Below are 18528 nucleotides of genomic sequence, written 5' to 3'. Positions count from 1 at the left end.
GCATACTGGGCGCCAACACAGTCGTCGTTGAAGGAACCTGTATGCAGTTGGACCCCGCGAGCGGTTGGTGTCAGGGTGTGCGCATATGCCCCTCGCCCAACTTCAATGCGCGCCCCGAGGGCGAAATTTCCCTGTTGGTGATCCACAACATCAGTCTGCCGCCAGCGCAGTTTCTGACCGGCAAGGTGCAGGAATTTTTCCAGAATCGTCTGGATGTCACGGAACATCCCTACTTTGCGGGGATCGCTGACCTGCGGGTGTCTGCGCACTTTCTGATTGAGCGTGACGGTGCTGTCACTCAGTTTGTCTCTTGTCTCGAGCGCGCCTGGCACGCTGGCGTCTCGTGTTTTGAAGGACGGGACACCTGTAACGATTTTTCCGTGGGCGTCGAGCTTGAAGGCACGGATGATCTACCGTTCACCGATGCGCAATATCAGGCGTTGACGACCCTGACCCGACAGCTGCAAGGCGCCTTCACGGGCATCACCGCGCAACGCATCTGCGGGCATAGCGACATTGCACCCGGGCGCAAGACAGACCCGGGACCGGCGTTCGACTGGGCACGCTATCGCGCGGCTCTGGCAAAAGAGGGATCACAATGAGTTTTCTGGTGCTGCTTCTGGCGGTGTGGATCGAGAAGTTCTCGGCCCTGCGCCATCGGGTTCAACGTGATGGCGGTTGGGTTCGCGAGCTGAACAAGCTTGAAGCCAGCCCACGCATGAGCAACCGACCGTGGCTGATACTGGCGGTGCTGGTGTTGTTGCCGGTGGCGCTGCTGGGGTTGCTGTTGGTGGTGCTGGAGCCGGTGGCCTACGGTTTGCTGGCGTTGCCGGTGCATCTGCTGGTGGTGATTTACAGCCTGGGCCGTGGTGATCTGCTGGCCGGGCTTGGGCCGTTTCGCGATGCCTGGCGCCGGGAAGACCTGCAGGCCGCCGCCCATGTCGCCAAACGTGACCTGGATATCTGCGCTGACAACGGCGAGCAGCTGCTGGAACGGGTGCAAGGGTATCTGCTGTGGGAGGCCTATCAGAGCTTTTTCGCGGTGATCTTCTGGTACTTCCTGCTGGGCCCGGTTGCGGCCCTGAGCTATCGACTGCTGGCGCTAGCCGAAGAGCATGGTCAGAACCCGGCCGTGGTCGAGCGTGCCGCGCAGCTGCGTCATGCGTTCGATTGGGTGCCGGTGCGACTGCTGGCGGCGAGTTTTGCGCTGGTTGGCAACTTTGTCGCGGTCAGCCGGGTGATGCTGCATGAACTGCTGAACTGGAACATCAGCGCCGCCCAACTGATCGAGAAGGTCGGGTTGGTGGCCGGTGAAATTCCGGCGCCGGTGGTCGGCCCGGACGGCATCAACAGCCTGGACCGGATCTGGGAACTGCTGCTGCGCGCGGCGGTGCTTTGGTATGCCGGGTTTGCGTTGTGGACGGTGTTGTCGTAATCCACAACACCTGTGGTGAGGGGGCTTGCCCCCGTTGGGTCGCGAAGCGGCCCCCGGCGCCCATCCAGGCAGACTAAGTTGTCTGGAATTACGACTGCTTCGCAGCCGAGCGGGAGCAAGCTCCCTCGCCACAGGGGCTCATCCGCTCCAACAACGGCGACCTGTCGTTAACCTTAAGTTACAAAACCTTCCTCCGAATTAAGCTATACAGAGATAGCGTCAATAGTGGCTATCTGCTTTCTCTGCGCGCCTGCCAATAAGAATAAAAAATCAAAGGGAGACTTCACAGTGAAGAGCTTGCTCTATCCCGCCGTCGCGCTGATGAACCGCCTGAGCTTCGGCATGAAGTTCAGTCTGATCAGCGTGCTGTTCCTTGTGCCAATGCTGGTGACCAATTTCTATCTGGTACGCGATTCCTACCGCGAATTCCAGGGCACCCAGGTCGAGTTGCAGAGCCTCGACCTGCTGGGCAGCGGCCTGAGCCTGCGCCGGGATCTGGAAACCCTGAACAACCTGGTGCAGATCAACGTCACCCTCGGCCAGTCCGGCAAGGCCGGTCATGTCGAATCGACGATCAGTGCCCTGGAGCAAAGCGTTCTGACCCGTTTGCAAGGGCTGGCGGCGATGACCACTGACCCGGAACAAATCACGTTTTTCGATGGCAAGCGCGATGAAATGATCGTCGCGTTCAAGGCCCAGCAAGCGGAAAACTCCCTGCAAAGCAAAAGTGCGCTGATCGGCAAGTTGCTCGGCAACGCGCAGATTTTCAGCCAGATCATCGCCAGTCAGGCAGGCCTGAGCCGTGACAGCCAGAGCGACATGCGGCAGCTGAGCGAACTCATTACCAACGTCACGCCGGCCGTCACCCAGACGCTCGGCGAAGGCCGGGCGATGGGCGCTTACTCGCTGGGGCAGGGCTTTCTCAATTCGGCGTCGAGCACCCGTTTCGAAGAGTTGCTGGCGCAGATCGAAAAACTTCAGGCCGAATACGGTCTGAAATTGCAGGACGCACTGGGCTCCAGTAAAGCCGCGCGTGAAACCCTGGCTGCTCAGGCCGACAGCAGCAAGGCCTCCCTGAAAAAGGCCAGTGAATTGTTCGAAGAACAGGTGGTGATGGCCGATACCCTCGATGCGCCGTGGCAGGCTTTTTACGATCAGGTCACAGGCCTGATGGACCAGACCTACCACCTCAATGAAGCCACCCTGAAGTTTCTCGATATTCAGTTGCAGCAGAGGCTGGAGCAGCACCGCACCCACATGGTTTTGCAGGCAGTGGCGCTGGCGCTGGTGTTTGTGTTGATTTTTTACCTCTATGGCGGTTTCTACGCCTCGACCCGCACCACCCTCAAGCGTCTTGGCGCGCTGATGGACAAGGTGGCGGCCGGTGACATGACCGTGACTTTCAGCGCCAACAGCCGCGATGAACTGGGCGAGTTGGGTGAGGTGTTCACCGGCACCGTGAAGAAAATCCATGACCTGATCGAGCGAGTGGGCCAGACCGTCAGCGAGGTCGAGCGTCAGGCTGGGCAGGTCGAAAGCGTGTCCGCCCAGAGCAACCAGGCGGTGGCGGGGCAGCGCACACAGATCGAACAGGTCGCCACGGCGATGAACCAGATGTCGGCCACTTCCCTGGAGGTGGCGCGCAGTGCCTCTGCGGCCGTCAGCAGTGCCCACAGTGTCAATGACGAGACCATCAGCGGTCGTGGGCTGGTGGAGTCCCAGCAGGGCAGCATCGCTGCACTGGCCAGTGAGATCGATCAATCGGTACGGGTGATCAACCAACTGGCCAGCGACAGCCAATCCATCAGCCGTGTGCTGGAAGTGATCAAAAGTATTGCCGAACAGACCAACCTGCTGGCTCTTAATGCCGCTATCGAAGCCGCGCGCGCGGGCGAGCAGGGCCGTGGTTTTGCGGTGGTGGCGGACGAGGTTCGGACCCTGGCCAAGCGCACCCAGCAATCGACCGAAGAAATTGAGCAGATGATTGCCAAGCTACATAGCGGTGTCGGTGCAGCCGTCAAGGCGATGGGCACCAGCCATCAAATGGCCAACGGCACGGTCGGGCAGTCCGAAAAGGTCCAACAGGCGCTGGAAAACATCCTCGGCGCAGTCGGCATGATCGTCGACCAGAACCAGCAGATCGCCGCCGCGGTAGAACAGCAGACCGCGGTGGCTCACGACATCGACCAGAACATCGTCGAGATCAACCGCGCCGGCGAGCGTACCGCCGACGGCGCGCACCAGACTGAAAATGCCAGCCGAGCATTGTCGGCACAGGTGGTGGAGCTCAAGCAATTGATCAGCGCGTTCCGGGTTTGAAAGGCACCCCGGAACAAATGTGGGAGCGAGCCTGCTCGCGATAGCGGTGTGTCAGGCGACATCAATGTCGATTGTTAAACAGCCATCGCGAGCAGGCTCGCTCCCACAGGGGATGTGTGGGGTGACTAACTACCAGTTGAACAACTCACACGCATTGGCGGTGCTGACGGTAGCCAGTTGTTCGGGGCTGATTGCCATGATGGCGGCCAGTGCCTCGCAGATCGCCGGCAAATGGGCCGGGCTGTTGCGTTGGCCGGGGAACATGGCGGGGGCCATGTCCGGTGAGTCGGTTTCCAGTACCACCGCTTCAAGGGGCAAGCCGGCGATCACCCGGTGCATGCGCAAGGCTTGCGGCCAGGTCGCGGCGCCGCCGAGGCCGAGTTTGAAACCGAGCTTGATGTATTCGCGAGCCTCTTCCTGGCTGCCGGCGAAGGCATGAATGATGCCCGCCCGTTTCAAGCGAAAACGTTTGAGCGTGGCAATCACCGCCGCGTGGCTGCGCCGCACGTGAATCAAGGTCGGCAGATTGAAGTCCGCCGCCAGTTGCAGTTGGGCATCGAACAGTGTTTGCTGACGTTCACGATCCAGGGTTTCGATGAAGTAATCCAGACCGATCTCGCCCACCGCGCATAGCTGGCGATGGCCCGCCAATCGAGTCAGCCAGTCACCGAGTTCGGTCAAATCCTCAGGGCGATGGTCATCCAGATACACCGGATGCAAACCGAACGCCCCATGCAAATCGGGATCGCTTTGCACCAGCTCCCAGACCCGCTGCCAATTGGCCTGATAAACCCCCAGCACCACCATCCGCCGCACGCCGAGGGCGCGGCTTTCGGCCAGCAGCGCCCGACGATCCGGGTCGAAATCCGGAAAATCCAGATGAGTGTGGGTGTCGATCAGTTCCACGGTTCAATCCTGATGAATACGCTGCTTGAAGGTCCGTGCGATGGCCTGCACGCCGGGCTGGTAATCGGCCTGTTCGATGGCGGCCAATGCCAGCTCCAGGGCTTTGTCGGCGATCAGCTGGTGCTGCTGGGACATGGCGTTGACCGGCAGCGGCAGGAAGTCCAGCAACTGCGTATCACCGAAGGTGCCCAGGCGCAGCGGGCGGGATTTGAGCGGGAAGTCGTGCAAGGCATCGAACACGCCCTGAAGCAGCACATAGGAGGTGGTCACCAGCGCATCCGGCAAATGGCCCAGACGCTGGAGCAACTCTTCCATCAATTGTTTGCCGCACTCACGGCTGAACGACTCACCGTGTTCGATCATCGCTTCGCCTTTAAAGCCGTTCAGCGCTTCCTTGAAACCCGCCGCCCGCTCCTGGCTGATACTCAATTCGGGGCGTGCGCCGATCAGCGCGATCTGTTTTGGCAGCGGGTCCAGCAGGCTGCGGGTCAGGTGCAGACTGGCTTCGCGATCATCGCTGATCACCGAGCAGAAGTGCTCGGGTTCCATCACCCGGTCGATGGCGATGATCGGAATGCCTTTGGCCTGCAACAGGCGATAGCTGTCGTCGCCGGTCGGCAGGCAACTGGCGACGATCAACGCATCGCAGCGGCGGGCACGGAACAGTTGCAGCAGTTGCCGTTCACTGTCTGGCGCATCGTCGGAACTGGCGATCAGCAGCTGATAACCGCGAGCCCGGGCGCCTTGCTCCAGCAGTTTGGCGATTCGTGCGTAACTGGGGTTTTCCAGGTCCGGCAGAATGAACCCCAGGGTGCGGGTGTGCCGACTGCGCAGCCCGGCGGCCTGAGGATTGGGTGTGAAGCCATGTAGTTCGACCACCGCCCGCACGCGCTCGACGGTGGCGCTGCTGATGCGTTGCTGTTCGGCCTTGCCGTTGATGACATAACTGGCGGTGGTCACGGAGACGCCGGCCAGCTGTGCAATATCACTGAGTTTCAACCCGGGTTTTCCTTTTTTATTCGAGTTTGCCCGACATTTTCGCCGATCCTACCTGATTCAGGCAGACGACCATTGTCGCAGCACATCCGACAATTGGACTTCAAGGATGAGACATTATCGAGTAACGTGCCTAACATTCTAGATTAAACGTTTCAGCAGGCGTATTTTCTACGTTATAGGTCGCTTTGGTCGGTTCTGCCGCGAAACCGCCAAAATTGCCCCTGAAAAGGTGTTTCCAAACGCCTAAGCTGAATCAATCAAAACAATACCTGGCGTCACACGGCGCCAAAAAGGAGAAAGCATGCTCGAGCTCACCATAGAGCAGATATCCATGGGCCAGTCGGCTGTGGATAAAGCCAGCGCCTTGCAATTACTCGCTGACAGACTCGTGACCGATGGCTTGGTGGCCGACGGTTACCTCGCCGGCTTGCAGGCCCGGGAAGCCCAGGGCTCGACCTTTCTTGGTCAAGGTATTGCCATCCCCCACGGCACCCCGCAAACCCGCGATCAGGTGTTCGCCACCGGCGTGCGGCTGATGCAGTTTCCTGATGGCGTGGACTGGGGCGATGGCCAGATCGTTTATCTGGCCATCGGTATTGCTGCCAAATCCGATGAACACTTGCGCTTGCTGCAACTGCTGACCCGTGCCCTCGGTGAAACCGACCTGGGCCAGGCCCTGCGCCGCGCCAGTTCCGCCGAAGCCTTGCTGAAGCTGCTGCAAGGCGCGCCGCAAGAGCTGGCACTGGACGCACAGATGATCGGCCTCAGTGTGTCCGCCGATGACTTCGAAGAGCTGGTCTGGCGCGGTGCCCGTTTGCTGCGTCAGGCCGATTGCGTGAGCAACGGTTTTGCCGGCGTCCTGCAGCAGGTCGAGGCGCTGCCCCTGGGTGATGGCCTGTGGTGGCTGCACAGCGAGCAAACGGTGAAGCGTCCAGGTCTGGCCTTCGTTACCCCGGACAAACCTATTCGCTACCTCGGTCAGCCGCTGAGCGGTCTGTTCTGCCTGGCCAGCCTCGGTGAAGCCCATCAGGCGCTGCTCGAACGCCTTTGCGCGTTGTTGATCGAGGGTCGTGGTCATGAATTGGGCCGCGCCACCAGCAGCCGCGCGGTGCTGGAAGTGTTGGGTGGTGAAGTGCCGGCGGATTGGCCGAGCGCACGCATTGCCTTGGCCAACGCCCACGGCTTGCATGCGCGCCCGGCGAAGATCCTCGCGCAACTGGCGAAAAGTTTTGAAGGCGAAATCCGCGTACGCATCGTCGACGGTCACGACAGCGCGGTGTCGGTGAAAAGTTTGAGCAAGCTGCTCAGCCTTGGTGCCCGTCGCGGTCAGGTGCTGGAATTCATTGCCGAACCAACTATCGCTGCCGACGCCTTGCCCGCCTTGCTGGCGGCCATCGAAGAAGGCCTCGGTGAAGAAGTCGAGCCGCTGCCGGTAGTGAGCCAACAGCGCGAAGTGATCGCTGATGTTGCCGAAGTGCTGCTTGCACCGGCCTCCGGCAGTTTGATTCAGGCGATTGCCGCCGCGCCGGGGATCGCCATCGGCCCGGCGCATATTCAAGTGCTGCAAGTTATCGATTACCCGCTGCGCGGTGAGTCTGCCGCCATCGAGCGCGAACGTCTCAAGCAAGCGTTGGTGGATGTGCGTCGCGACATCGAAGGCCTGATCGAACGCAGCAAGGCCAAAGCGATTCGCGAGATTTTCATCACCCATCAGGAAATGCTCGACGACCCGGAACTGACCGACGAAGTCGACACCCGCCTCAAGCAAGGTGAAAGCGCCGAAGCGGCGTGGATGACGGTGATCGAAGCCGCCGCCAAACAACAGGAATCGCTACAGGACGCATTGCTCGCCGAACGTGCCGCCGATTTGCGCGACATTGGTCGTCGGGTGTTGGCGCAATTGAGTGGCGTCGAAACACCGGCCGAGCCTGCGCAGCCGTACATTCTGGTGATGGACGAAGTCGGCCCGTCGGACGTTGCACGTCTTGATCCGACGCGCGTGGCCGGCATTCTCACCGCTCGCGGTGGTGCCACGGCCCACAGCGCTATCGTCGCCCGGGCTCTGGGTATTCCAGCGCTGGTGGGCGCCGGTGCCGCCGTGTTGCTGTTGAAACCGGGCACGCCGCTGTTGATCGATGGCCAACGCGGTCGCCTGCACGTGGACGCCGATGCCGCGACCTTGCAGCGTGCCACCGAAGAGCGCGACACCCGCGAACTGCGCTTGAAGGCCGCCGCCGAACAACGCCATCAACCGGCGCTGACCACCGATGGCCACCCGGTGGAAGTGTTCGCCAACATCGGTGAAAGCGCCGGCGTCACCAGCGCGGTGGAGCAAGGCGCCGAAGGCATTGGCCTGCTGCGCACCGAACTGATTTTCATGGCCCACTCGCAGGCGCCGGACGAGGCCACCCAGGAAGTCGAATACCGTCGTGTACTCGATGGCCTGGCCGGCCGACCGCTGGTGGTGCGCACCCTCGACGTCGGTGGCGACAAACCGCTGCCGTACTGGCCGATCGCGAAAGAAGAAAACCCGTTCCTCGGCGTGCGTGGCATTCGCCTGACCCTGCAACGTCCGCAGGTCATGGAAGCGCAGTTGCGCGCCTTGCTGCGTGCGGCGGATAACCGTCCCTTGCGGATCATGTTCCCGATGGTCGGCAGCGTCGATGAGTGGCGTCAGGCTCGGGACATGACCGAACGTCTGCGCCTGGAAATTCCGGTGGCCGATTTGCAACTGGGGATCATGATCGAAGTGCCGTCGGCCGCCTTGCTGGCGCCGGTGCTGGCCAAGGAAGTGGACTTCTTCAGCGTCGGCACCAACGACCTGACGCAATACACCCTGGCCATCGACCGTGGTCATCCGACCTTGTCGGCCCAGGCTGACGGCTTGCACCCGGCAGTGCTGCAACTGATCGACATCACCGTGCGTGCGGCTCATGCTCATGGCAAGTGGGTCGGCGTGTGCGGTGAACTGGCGGCCGATCCGCTGGCGGTGCCGGTGCTGGTGGGCCTGGGTGTGGATGAGTTGAGCGTGTCGGGCCGCAGCATTGCCGAGGTCAAGGCGCGTATTCGTGAACTCAGCCTGACCCAGACTCAAACCCTTGCCCAACAGGCCCTGGCCGTGGGCAGCGCGAACGAAGTCCGCGCATTAGTGGAGGCCCTGTAATGGCCAAGATCTTAACCCTGACCCTCAACCCGGCACTGGACCTCACCGTTCAGTTGCCGGTACTTGCACCCGGTCAGGTCAACCGCAGCGACGAAATGCACACCCACGCCGCTGGCAAAGGGGTAAACGTGGCGCAGGTGTTGGCCGACCTCGGGCATCAAGTGACCGTCAGTGGTTTTCTCGGGGAAGACAATCTTCAGGCGTTCGAAACCCTGTTTGCCAAACGCGGTTTCACCGACGCGTTTATCCGTGTCCCCGGCGAGACCCGCAGCAATATCAAACTGGCGGAAAGCGATGGGCGCATCACCGACATCAACGGTCCGGGGCCGAGGGTCAGTGAAGCGGCGCAGCAGGCCTTGCTCGATCGTCTCGACCAGATTGCTCCCGGGCATGACGCGGTCGTGGTGGCCGGCAGTTTGCCCCGTGGCGTGAATCCTCAGTGGTTGCGGGAACTGATCCATCGCTTGAAAAAACGCGGCTTGAAGGTGGCGCTCGACACCAGCGGTGAAGCCTTGCGCGCAGGTTTGGCGGCCGGTCCATGGCTGATCAAACCCAACACCGAAGAACTGGCGCAAGCGCTGGGGTGCGAGGTGGTTTCCGTGGGCGCCCAAGCCGAGGCGGCGAGCCGTTTGCATGCTCATGGCATCGAGCACGTGGTGATTTCCGACGGTGCGGACGGGGTGAACTGGTTCAGTGTCGGCTCGGCCATGCACGCCACGCCGCCCAAGGTCAGCGTGGTCAGCACTGTCGGTGCCGGGGATTCGTTGCTGGCGGGCATGCTGCACGGTTTGCTCAGTGCCGATACGCCGGAACAAACCTTGCGCACCGCCACCGCGATTGCCGCCATGGCCGTTACCCAGATCGGTTTTGGTATCGGCGACGCCGCGCAGCTGGCGCACCTCGAACAGGGTGTGCGCCTGCGCCCCCTGACAGAACAATAAGAGGGTTTGCAATGAAGTTAGCCATTGTTACGGCCTGCCCGAACGGCATGGTCACCAGTGTGCTGTGTGCTCGTCTGCTCGATGCAGCCGCCCAGCGTCAGGGCTGGAGCACCAGTGTCGAAGTCGTTGATGTAGCTCATCCGGAACGCCAACTGTCGGCCGCGACCATCGAGGCCGCCGAGTGGGTCTTGCTGGTGACCAGCGCGCCTGTGGATATGTCGCGATTCGTCGGTAAACGCGTATTCCAGAGCACCCCGGCCCAAGCCCTGCAAGATGTTGAAGCGGTGCTGCGTCGCGGGGTGGAGGAGGCCGAGGTTTACGTCGCGTCCGAAGCCACCGCCGAGCCGGCTGCGGTCGTTAAAAGTGCGCCGCGCCTGGTGGCCGTCACCGCGTGCCCGACCGGCGTCGCCCACACCTTCATGGCCGCCGAAGCCTTGCAGCAAGCGGCCAAGCGTCTGGGCTACGACCTGCAAGTGGAAACCCAAGGCTCGGTCGGCGCGCGTAATCCACTCAGCGCGGCGGCGATTGCCGATGCCGACGTGGTGCTGCTGGCGGCAGACATCGAAGTCGCCACCGAGCGTTTCGCCGGCAAGAAAATCTACCGATGCGGCACCGGCATTGCGCTGAAACAAGCCGAAGCGACGTTGAACAAAGCCCTGGCCGAAGGCAAGCAGGAAAGCGCGTCGACCGGCGCCAAAGGCCCGGCCAAGCAAGAAAAGACCGGTATCTACAAACACCTGCTGACCGGTGTCTCGTTCATGTTGCCGATGGTGGTGGCGGGCGGTCTGATGATCGCCTTGTCCTTCGTGTTCGGCATTACCGCGTTCAAGGAGCCAGGTACGCTCGCGGCCGCGCTGATGCAGATCGGCGGCGAGACTGCGTTCAAGCTGATGGTGCCGCTGTTGGCGGGGTACATCGCCTACTCGATCGCTGACCGCCCAGGCCTGGCGCCGGGGATGATCGGTGGTTTGCTGGCGAGCACTCTGGGGGCCGGTTTCATCGGCGGGATCATTGCCGGTTTCATCGCCGGCTATGCGGCCCAGGCGATCAATCGCTATGCGCGCTTGCCGCAGAGCCTCGAGGCGCTGAAACCGATCCTGATCATCCCGTTGCTGGCGAGCCTGTTCACCGGTCTGGTGATGATCTACGTGGTCGGCAAACCGGTGGCCGGGATGCTCGCGGGGCTCACGCACTTCCTCGACAGCATGGGCACCACCAACGCGATTCTGCTGGGTGTGCTGCTGGGCGGCATGATGTGCGTCGACCTCGGTGGGCCGATCAACAAAGCGGCTTACGCATTTTCGGTAGGGCTGCTGGCGTCACAAAGTTATGCACCGATGGCCGCGACCATGGCTGCCGGCATGGTGCCGCCGATTGGCCTGGGCATCGCCACGTTCATTGCCCGACGCAAGTTCGCCCAGACCGAACGCGAGGCGGGTAAAGCGGCGCTGGTGCTGGGGCTGTGCTTTATCTCCGAAGGGGCGATTCCGTTCGCGGCCAAAGACCCGCTGCGGGTGATTCCGGCGAGCATCGCCGGTGGCGCGTTGACCGGCGCGTTGTCGATGTACTTCGGCTGCAAGCTCATGGCGCCACACGGCGGCTTGTTCGTGATGCTGATTCCGAATGCGATCAACCATGCGCTGTTGTATCTGCTGGCGATTGTGGCCGGGAGTCTGCTGACGGCGGTGGCGTATGCGCTGCTCAAGCGGCCTGAGACGGTGGAGTTGGCAGGAGAGCCAGTCAGCGCCTGACCCCTATCCCTTGTGGGAGCGAGCAAGCCCGCTCCCACAGGAATCTGCTGTGTTGGCAGATTTTTGTGTCATGCCGCAGTCATACAGCCATGCTTAAGTTTTCCTTTTTCAGGGAGAACACCATGAGCGAATTCGACCTCGGCCGTCGTCGTGTCGTGCAAGCCGTTGGCGCTGGGCTGTTGATGCCTGGCCTGGCCCCGGCGGTGATCGCTTCGGTCAAGGATCGGCCGCAACTCACCGATGGCGTGCAGTCCGGCGACTTGCTGGGCGACCGGGCGATGATCTGGAGCCGTAGCGACCGTGCGGCGCGGATGGTGGTGGAATGGGACACGCGTAGCCTGTTCAGCAACCCTCGTCGATTCGTCTCGCCATTGGCCGATGCCCGCACCGACTTCACCGCACGGGTCGAACTCACCGGCCTGCCCGCCGATCAGGCGATTTTCTACCGCGTGACGTTCGAAGACGCCCAGAGCGGTGTCGCCAGTGAACCCTGGTTCGGTCATCTGCGCAGTGTGCCAAACGCGCGGCGGGATATTCGGTTCGTCTGGAGCGGCGACACGGTTGGCCAGGGCTTCGGCATCAACCCGGACATCGGCGGCATGCGCATCTACGAAGCCATGCGTTTGCGCCTGCCGGACTTTTTTATCCACAGCGGCGACACCATCTACGCCGACGGCCCGGTGCCGGCGCAACTGACCACCGAAAGCGGCCGTGTGTGGCGCAACCTCACCAGCGAAGCCAAGAGCAAAGTCGCCGAAACCCTCGACGAGTATCGCGGCAATTACCGCTACAACCTGATGGACGAAAACATCCGCCGCTTCAACGCCGAAGTGCCGCAGATCTGGCAGTGGGACGACCACGAAGTGGTGAACAACTGGTCGCCGGGCAAGCAACTGGATGAGCGTTACAAGAGCAAAGATATTCACAGCCTGATGGGTCGCGCGCGGCAGGCCTGGCTCGAATATGCGCCGATGCGTTTGCAGAGCGCCGACGGTGGCGGACGGATTTATCGCAAGCTCAGCTATGGGCCGCTGCTCGACGTGTTCGTGCTCGACATGCGCAGTTATCGCGGTGCCAATGACGATAACCTCGGTGCCGCCAAGCCGTTCCTCGGTCGAGAGCAATTGGATTGGCTCAAACGTGAATTGAAAGGCTCCCAGGCCCAATGGAAAGTCATCGCCGCCGACATGCCCATTGGCCTCGGCGTGCCGGACGGTGAAGTCAGCCCCGGCGTGGCGCGTTGGGAAGCGGTGGCCAACGGTGATCCGGGCCCGGCTCAGGGCCGTGAAGTGGAGATCGCTGAATTGCTCGGTTTTCTACGGGTGCAGCAGGTGCGCAATTTCGTCTGGCTGACGGCGGATGTGCATTACTGCGCGGCGCATCATTACCACCCGGACCGCGCGGCGTTTCAGGACTTCGAACCGTTCTGGGAGTTTGTCGCGGGGCCGCTGAACGCGGGGAGCTTCGGGCCTAATGCGCTGGATAAAACCTTCGGCCCTGAAGTGGTGTTCGAGAAGGCACCAGCGGCGCAGAACACCTCGCCGTTTGCCGGGTTTCAGTTTTTTGGCGAGGTGAATATCGATGGGCAGACGGGGGAGCTGACCGTTGTGTTGCGGGATCTGGATGGGGTGGGAGTGTTTGAGCGCAAGTTGCAGCCGGTGTGAGGCTGGCAACTATCGTTTGAGTGGACATCAATCAAATGTGGGAGCGGGCTTGCCCGCGATTGCGGGCTGTCAGCAACATCAATGTTAGATGTGATGGCCTCATCGCGGGCAAGCCCGCTCCCACAGGGGATCAAAGGTGTCAGTACACGTCGCGACGGTAGCGGCCCTGTTCGATCAAACGGTCGACTTCTTCAATGCCCAGCAATTCGTTGAGCACGTGATCCACCCCTGAAGCCATCCCCTGCAAGCTGCCGCAGATGTAAATCACGGCGCCATCGGCCAGCCATTTTTTCAACTCGCTGGCAGACTCGCGCAGGCGATCCTGCACGTAGATCTTGTGTGCCTGATCGCGGGAAAACGCCAGGTCCAGACGCGCCAGATCACCGTTGATCAACCACTCTTCCAGTTCCGCACGGCACAAGTAGTCGTTCTCGCGGTTGCGCTCGCCGAACAGCAGCCAGTGGCGCTGCTGCCCGTCGGCAATCCGAGCCTTGAGCAAACTGCGCAATCCGGCCAGGCCGGTGCCGTTGCCCAAAAGGATCATCGGCACCGGTTCGTTCGGTAGATGGAAGCCGCTGTTGCGCCGCACCCGCAAACTGATGCTGCTACCCACAGGGACGTGTTCGGTCAACCAGCCGGAGCCGATACCCAGGCTGCCATCGGGGTGCAATTCCTGACGCACGATCAATTCCAGCACGCCATCGGCGGCAATCGAGGCGATGGAGTATTCGCGCATGGCCAATGGCACCAGGGCGCCCACCAGCGCTTGTGCGTGCAGGCCGACCAGATGAGCGCGGTTTTCGGGCAGTTGGCGGCTGGCCAAGGCTTGTTCCAGCGATTGCGACAGGCCATCGAGTTCAACCGTGGCCCGACCGTCAATTCCCAGGCCGTCGAGGAAGTGCTCGATCGCCCACGGACAATTGCGCGGCAGCACTTCTACCAGATCACCGGCCAGCCAACTGCTGGTGGTAGGCGCGCTGAGGCCCAGCAAGTACACAGGCGAACCGCTGCTGTCCGGGTTCATCAATTCGCGGCGGGTCAGGGTCCAGTTGCTGTAGCTGGGCGCTTGCCAGGTGTCCACCGGCGCCTGGCCAGTCAACAGGCCGAGTTGCTGTTGCCAGTGACGCAGGGCGTAGGGGTCGCCGCCGTCGACTTCTACCGGGGCGAACAAGGTCTTGCCGCCGTGCTCGCCCAGCCAGGTGTGCAAGCGGCGGGCGAAGCCGCAGAAGTGTTGATACTGACGGTCGCCGAGGCCGAGCACGGCATAGTTCAAGCTGTCCAGGCTCAGCGCGCGACCCAGCACTTTGCGTTCGAATCCTCGGGCGCTGTCCGGGGCTTCACCGTCACCGAAGGTGCTGACCACGAACAGCGCGTTGCTGGAATTTCGCAGGTCCTGTTCGCTGACATTCGCCAACGGTTGAACCTTCACCGGTAACCCGGCGGCCTGCAATTGCCCGGCGGTCTGCCAGGCCAATTGTTCCGCGAATCCACTCTGGCTGGCGAAGCCGACCAGCCATGCTGGCGTGTCGCTGCCTGATTGCGCGAGGCCTTTGCGGGCGTCCTTGATCTGGCGTTTCTTGCGTCGACGGTCCAGGTACAGCAACCAGCCCGTGACGAAAAACAGCGGCATGCTCAGCGCGGTGACGGTCAGGATGATCCGCCCGACCAGCCCGAAATAACTGCCGACGTGCAGCGCATAGATACTGGTCAGCAGCTGCGCCTTGAGGCTCTTGTCGCTGTAGCGATCATGACGGCTGACGGTGCCGGTCGCCGGATCGAGGATGATCTGGTTCAGCGCGCGGTCGTGGGGTGAATGCTTCAGCAGGTAGAACACGGTTGCCGGTTGCCCGGCCACGGGCGGCATACGAACGTTGTAAGACGAAAGACCAGGGCCAGCGGCGCTGTAGATGCTGCTCCACATGGCGGCGTAATCGGCGGTGGGGGCCGGGCCGCTTGGCGCAGGGCCGCGACCACTGCGTACCCGCTCGTTTTGCGGCGAATCGGAAAGCAGCCTGGTCAGGCCCTTGTTGTACCACTCGTACGACCAGGACAACCCGGTCAGCGCCGCCAAAAGGTAGAACACCAGGCACCAGGTACCGGCCACCGAGTGCAGGTCCCAGTTGAAGCTGCGACCCTTTTTCTTCCAGTCGAGGGTCAGCCAGGCGCGCCAGCTTTTCCACTGGCGCGGCCAGCGCAGGTACAGGCCGGACAGGCAGAAGAACACCAGAATCAGCGTACAGGCGCCGGTGATCTGTCGGCCGATATCGCCCATGGCCAGGACCCGGTGCAGTTGCAGCATCAGGCCAAAGAAATCCTGGCCCGTGACGTCGCCCATGAACTCGGCGGTGTACGGGTCGAAATAGCGCATCGGCCCGCGACGTTCGCCAGGTGGCGCCGTGAAGATCACCCGCGCGGCGTTGCCGCTGTCGGTCTCGACCCAGAGCATCGAGACGGTCTTGCCCGATGCGCCTTCGATTTTCTCCACCAGTTCGGCAGGCGGCAGCACGCCGGCGATCTGCTTTTCGACATGCAGCACAGAGGGGTTCAGTGCCCGCAGGATCTCATCCTGAAACGATACCGTCGCCCCGGTGATGCCCATCAGGGCCAGGACCAGTCCGGCACTGATGCCGAAAAACCAGTGCAACTGGAACAGGGATTTCTTCAACACGTCGCTCGCCTTGTTCGTTCAAAAGTCATCATCACGGCGCGCATTATGCCGTGAGTTGTCGAGAAACATTCTTTTTTACACACAAAAGCCCCGTTCACTTCGATGAACGGGGCCAGGGCGTCTTGCCCACCACTCTAGTGTGGGAGCGAGCCTGCTCGCGAAGGCTATGTCAGCCACGACAGATAAAGTGCGACAGACACCGTATTCGCGAGCAGGCTCGCTCCCACAGGATCAGAAGTGGAAGTTGGCGCTCAGCAGGGCGGTACGGCCCGCCGCCACGTGGGCGTAGTGGTTCTGGAGTATCTGGTCGAAGTAACGCTTGTCGGTCAGGTTCTGGACGTTGAGTTGCAGGTCGACGTTCTTGGTCAGGCGGTAGCTGGCCATTGCGTCGTAACGCCAGTAGGACGGGATCTCCACCGAGTTGGCGACGTTGCCGAACTGGGAATCGACGAAGGTCGCACCGGCACCGACGGTCAACTTGTCCGGTACCAGGTCGTAGGTCGACCAGAACGTGAAGTTGTTCCGTGGGGTGCTTGGCATGTGGTTGCCTTCATCGGCGGCGAGGGTGGTCTTGACCACTTCGCTGTCCATGTAGGTGTAGCCGCCGAAGACTCTCCAGTTATGGGTCAGCTTGCCGGTGTAGCCCAGCTCCAGGCCATTGACCTGCTGTTCGCCGTCCAGCACTTGAGTGGTGCCGCCGCTTGGATCGTTGATACGCGCATTGGTTTTCTCGGTGCGGAACAGCGCGGCGGTCAGCGACAGGTTGTCATTGAAGAAGTCCCACTTGGTGCCGATCTCGTAGTTGCGGTTTTTTTCCGGGTCCAGATTGCTGTTGTTCGCCGCCAGTTCCAGGCCACCGTTGCCGCTGGTTTCGCCGGCCGGGTTACTGGAGGTCGAGTACGCCGCGTAGATACTGCCGTTAGGCAACGGGTTGTAGACCACGCCGATCTGGTAGTTCACCAGGTCGCTGGTGTTCTCACGGGAGAAACTGCCCGCTGGGGCCGTGCTGCTGGCGTTGGCGAAGCCGCTGGATTCAACCTGATAGTTGTCATAACGCAGGCCCAGGTTCAGGGACCATTGCTCGTTGAACTTCAGAGTGTCGAACACGTACGCCGCGGCGGTCTTGGTGTCGGTGTCGGTGAAGGCGTTGCTGTCGGTGATCGTGCCATTCCAGTTATCCCCAGGCGTCGGGTTGTACAGGCTGGTGCAGTCGCCGGAGTTGAACAGGGCGCGGTTGCAGCGGGTGCCGCTGGCGGTGGAGGTCAGGAGGTACGGGCGGTTGTGGGTGTCCTGATAGGAGAACTCCAGGCCAGTCACCAGGCTGTGCTCGATAGCTCCGGTGTTGAACTTGGCGCTCAAGTCGGTCTGGTTGATCCAGCCGCTGGACGTCGAGTTACGGGTCTTCGCGCCACGGTAAGCGCTGCCATTGGCCACGTTGCCCTTGCTGTCGTCAGGGTTGGTGACGATGTAGTCCAGGGTCGAACGGGACATGCGGAAGCTGTTCGACACGGTCAGGCTATCGTTCAGATCGTGTTCGATCTTGATCGTGCCGCTGTCGTTGCTGGTCTGGCGATAGTCGCGACCGGTGAGGCCGTAGAAGTTGTCGCGGTTAACGTTGGCCGGTTTGTCGACGTTGTACTTGCTGCGGTTGGGGCTCAAGGTCAGCGGGATGCCGTAGTCGGGCATGTCGTCGGTTTCGACGTGGTAGTAGCCGACGGTCAGACGGGTATCGGTGCCAAGGCCGAAGGCGAAGGACGGCGCTACTCCCCAACGGCTGACGTCCACGGCATCACGGCCGGCGACGTTGGCTTCGTGTTTCATCAGGTTCAGGCGCACGGCCGAGGTGTCGGTCATCTGCTGGTTCAGATCGAGGGTGGTGCGCTTGGTCTGGTCCGAGCCCCAGGTGAAGCCGCCGTTATAGGCGTTGCCCAGCTTGGCGGTCTTGCTCACCAGGTTCAGGCTGCCACCGGTGGAACCGGCGCCGGTGAAGGCCGACCCCGGGCCTTTACTGACCTCGACCGATTCAACGTTGAAGATCTCGCGGCTCTGGGACGCCGGGTCGCGCATGCCGTCGACGAACGTGTCGCTTTCGGCGTTGAAGCCGCGAATGATCGGACGATCGCCGGCCGGGTTGCCGCCCTCGCCGGCACCGAAGGTGATGCCCGGGGTGGTGCGCAGGGCGTCGACCAGGCTGGTGGCGCCGGTGTCGCGAATCACTTGTTGCGGGATCACGGTGACGCTTTTCGGCGTCTCGCGCAGTGGCGCGGTGTACTTCTTGGAGGCCGAGGTATCGGTCTTGTAGGAGGTGTCATCCTGCTCGCCTACAACGCTGGTCGCGTCCAGGGAAATTGTATTGCCGGGTGCCTTTTCATCGGTCTTCTCGGCCGCGAAAACCATGTGGCCCGCAGAGCCGGCGGTGATCGCCACGCCTATTGCAGACGCGAGCAAACGTGGTGAACCGACCGGTAATTGTAGTTGTTGGCGTGACATGTGAATTCCCCTCCCCAAGGATTTGAGGCCGCGGAATATAGGGTAAATACGTATCTGTATCAATTGCGAAACGTTGCTATTCGAGACGAATTTACATTCTTTACAATTCACCTTTACGGTTTTTACGGCTTCATTCGTCTCTCGGGTTTTACACGGGCAATAAGAATCAATACCATTGGCATTCCTTTGCCT

The 18528-nt window shown here is 61.6% G+C and carries 11 protein-coding genes and 1 pseudogene; 8 read left to right on the top strand and 4 right to left on the bottom strand.

Annotation, left to right across the window (positions count from 1 at the left end):
* Nucleotides 1–41: 41 nt before the first annotated feature.
* The 4 genes and pseudogenes from ampD to QMK51_RS29035 all read left to right on the top strand — a co-directional run bounded on the left by ampD (nt 42) and on the right by QMK51_RS29035 (nt 3754).
* Nucleotides 42–602 carry a 1,6-anhydro-N-acetylmuramyl-L-alanine amidase AmpD gene (ampD, locus tag QMK51_RS24365; protein ID WP_258697602.1) on the top strand — a complete coding sequence of 187 codons (561 nt, stop codon included), beginning with the start codon at nt 42–44 and terminating at the stop codon, nt 600–602.
* The gene (gene ampE, locus QMK51_RS24360) at nt 599–1435 is read left to right on the top strand and encodes a regulatory signaling modulator protein AmpE (RefSeq protein ID WP_258697601.1); all 837 of its coding nucleotides are present in this window, start codon (nt 599–601) and stop codon (nt 1433–1435) included. The genes ampD and ampE overlap by 4 nt, the downstream gene beginning before the upstream one ends.
* 321 nt (nt 1436–1756) lie before the next feature.
* Nucleotides 1757–2896 (top strand): annotated as a pseudogene (locus QMK51_RS29040) (HAMP domain-containing protein); the annotation flags it as partial.
* Between the two features lie 144 nt (nt 2897–3040).
* Nucleotides 3041–3754, top strand: a complete 714-nt coding sequence (locus tag QMK51_RS29035) for a methyl-accepting chemotaxis protein (RefSeq protein ID WP_408980639.1) — start codon at nt 3041–3043, stop codon at nt 3752–3754.
* A gap of 129 nt (nt 3755–3883) precedes the next feature.
* On the opposite strand, the gene QMK51_RS24350 is transcribed toward QMK51_RS29035, so the two are convergent.
* Both QMK51_RS24350 and cra read right to left on the bottom strand, forming a co-directional pair.
* Nucleotides 3884–4660 (bottom strand): TatD family hydrolase, encoded by a 777-nt coding sequence (locus tag QMK51_RS24350; RefSeq protein WP_320392264.1) that lies wholly within the window; start codon nt 4658–4660, stop codon nt 3884–3886.
* A gap of 3 nt (nt 4661–4663) precedes the next feature.
* Nucleotides 4664–5659, bottom strand: a complete 996-nt coding sequence (cra, locus tag QMK51_RS24345) for a catabolite repressor/activator (RefSeq protein WP_258697598.1) — start codon at nt 5657–5659, stop codon at nt 4664–4666.
* A 301-nt stretch (nt 5660–5960) separates the two neighbouring features.
* Between cra and ptsP the strand changes: the two genes are divergently transcribed.
* From ptsP to QMK51_RS24325, 4 genes are all read left to right on the top strand, one after another.
* Nucleotides 5961–8822, top strand: a complete 2862-nt coding sequence (gene ptsP / locus QMK51_RS24340; RefSeq protein WP_320392263.1) for a phosphoenolpyruvate--protein phosphotransferase — start codon at nt 5961–5963, stop codon at nt 8820–8822.
* Nucleotides 8822–9763 carry a 1-phosphofructokinase gene (pfkB, locus tag QMK51_RS24335; RefSeq protein ID WP_258697596.1) on the top strand — a complete coding sequence of 314 codons (942 nt, stop codon included), beginning with the start codon at nt 8822–8824 and terminating at the stop codon, nt 9761–9763. Before ptsP ends, pfkB begins: the two co-directional genes overlap by 1 nt.
* An 11-nt stretch (nt 9764–9774) precedes the next feature.
* The gene (locus tag QMK51_RS24330; protein WP_320392262.1) at nt 9775–11514 is read left to right on the top strand and encodes a PTS fructose-like transporter subunit IIB; all 1740 of its coding nucleotides are present in this window, start codon (nt 9775–9777) and stop codon (nt 11512–11514) included.
* A gap of 122 nt (nt 11515–11636) precedes the next feature.
* On the top strand, nt 11637–13178 hold the full coding sequence (locus tag QMK51_RS24325) for an alkaline phosphatase D family protein (protein ID WP_320392261.1): 1542 nt from the start codon (nt 11637–11639) through the stop codon (nt 13176–13178).
* A gap of 139 nt (nt 13179–13317) precedes the next feature.
* Here the strand turns inward: QMK51_RS24325 and QMK51_RS24320 are convergent, their stop codons facing one another.
* Nucleotides 13318–15846, bottom strand: coding sequence for a sulfite reductase flavoprotein subunit alpha (locus QMK51_RS24320; RefSeq protein WP_320392260.1), 2529 nt, complete (start codon nt 15844–15846; stop codon nt 13318–13320).
* A 231-nt stretch (nt 15847–16077) separates the two neighbouring features.
* Nucleotides 16078–18336, bottom strand: coding sequence for a TonB-dependent receptor (locus QMK51_RS24315; RefSeq protein WP_258697592.1), 2259 nt, complete (start codon nt 18334–18336; stop codon nt 16078–16080).
* Nucleotides 18337–18528: the final 192 nt, after the last annotated feature.

The organism is Pseudomonas sp. P9_31 (assembly GCF_034008235.1).
Lineage (GTDB): Bacteria > Pseudomonadota > Gammaproteobacteria > Pseudomonadales > Pseudomonadaceae > Aquipseudomonas.
Note: the sequence above shows the minus strand (reverse complement) of the source record. Positions and strands in the feature narration are given on the sequence as shown.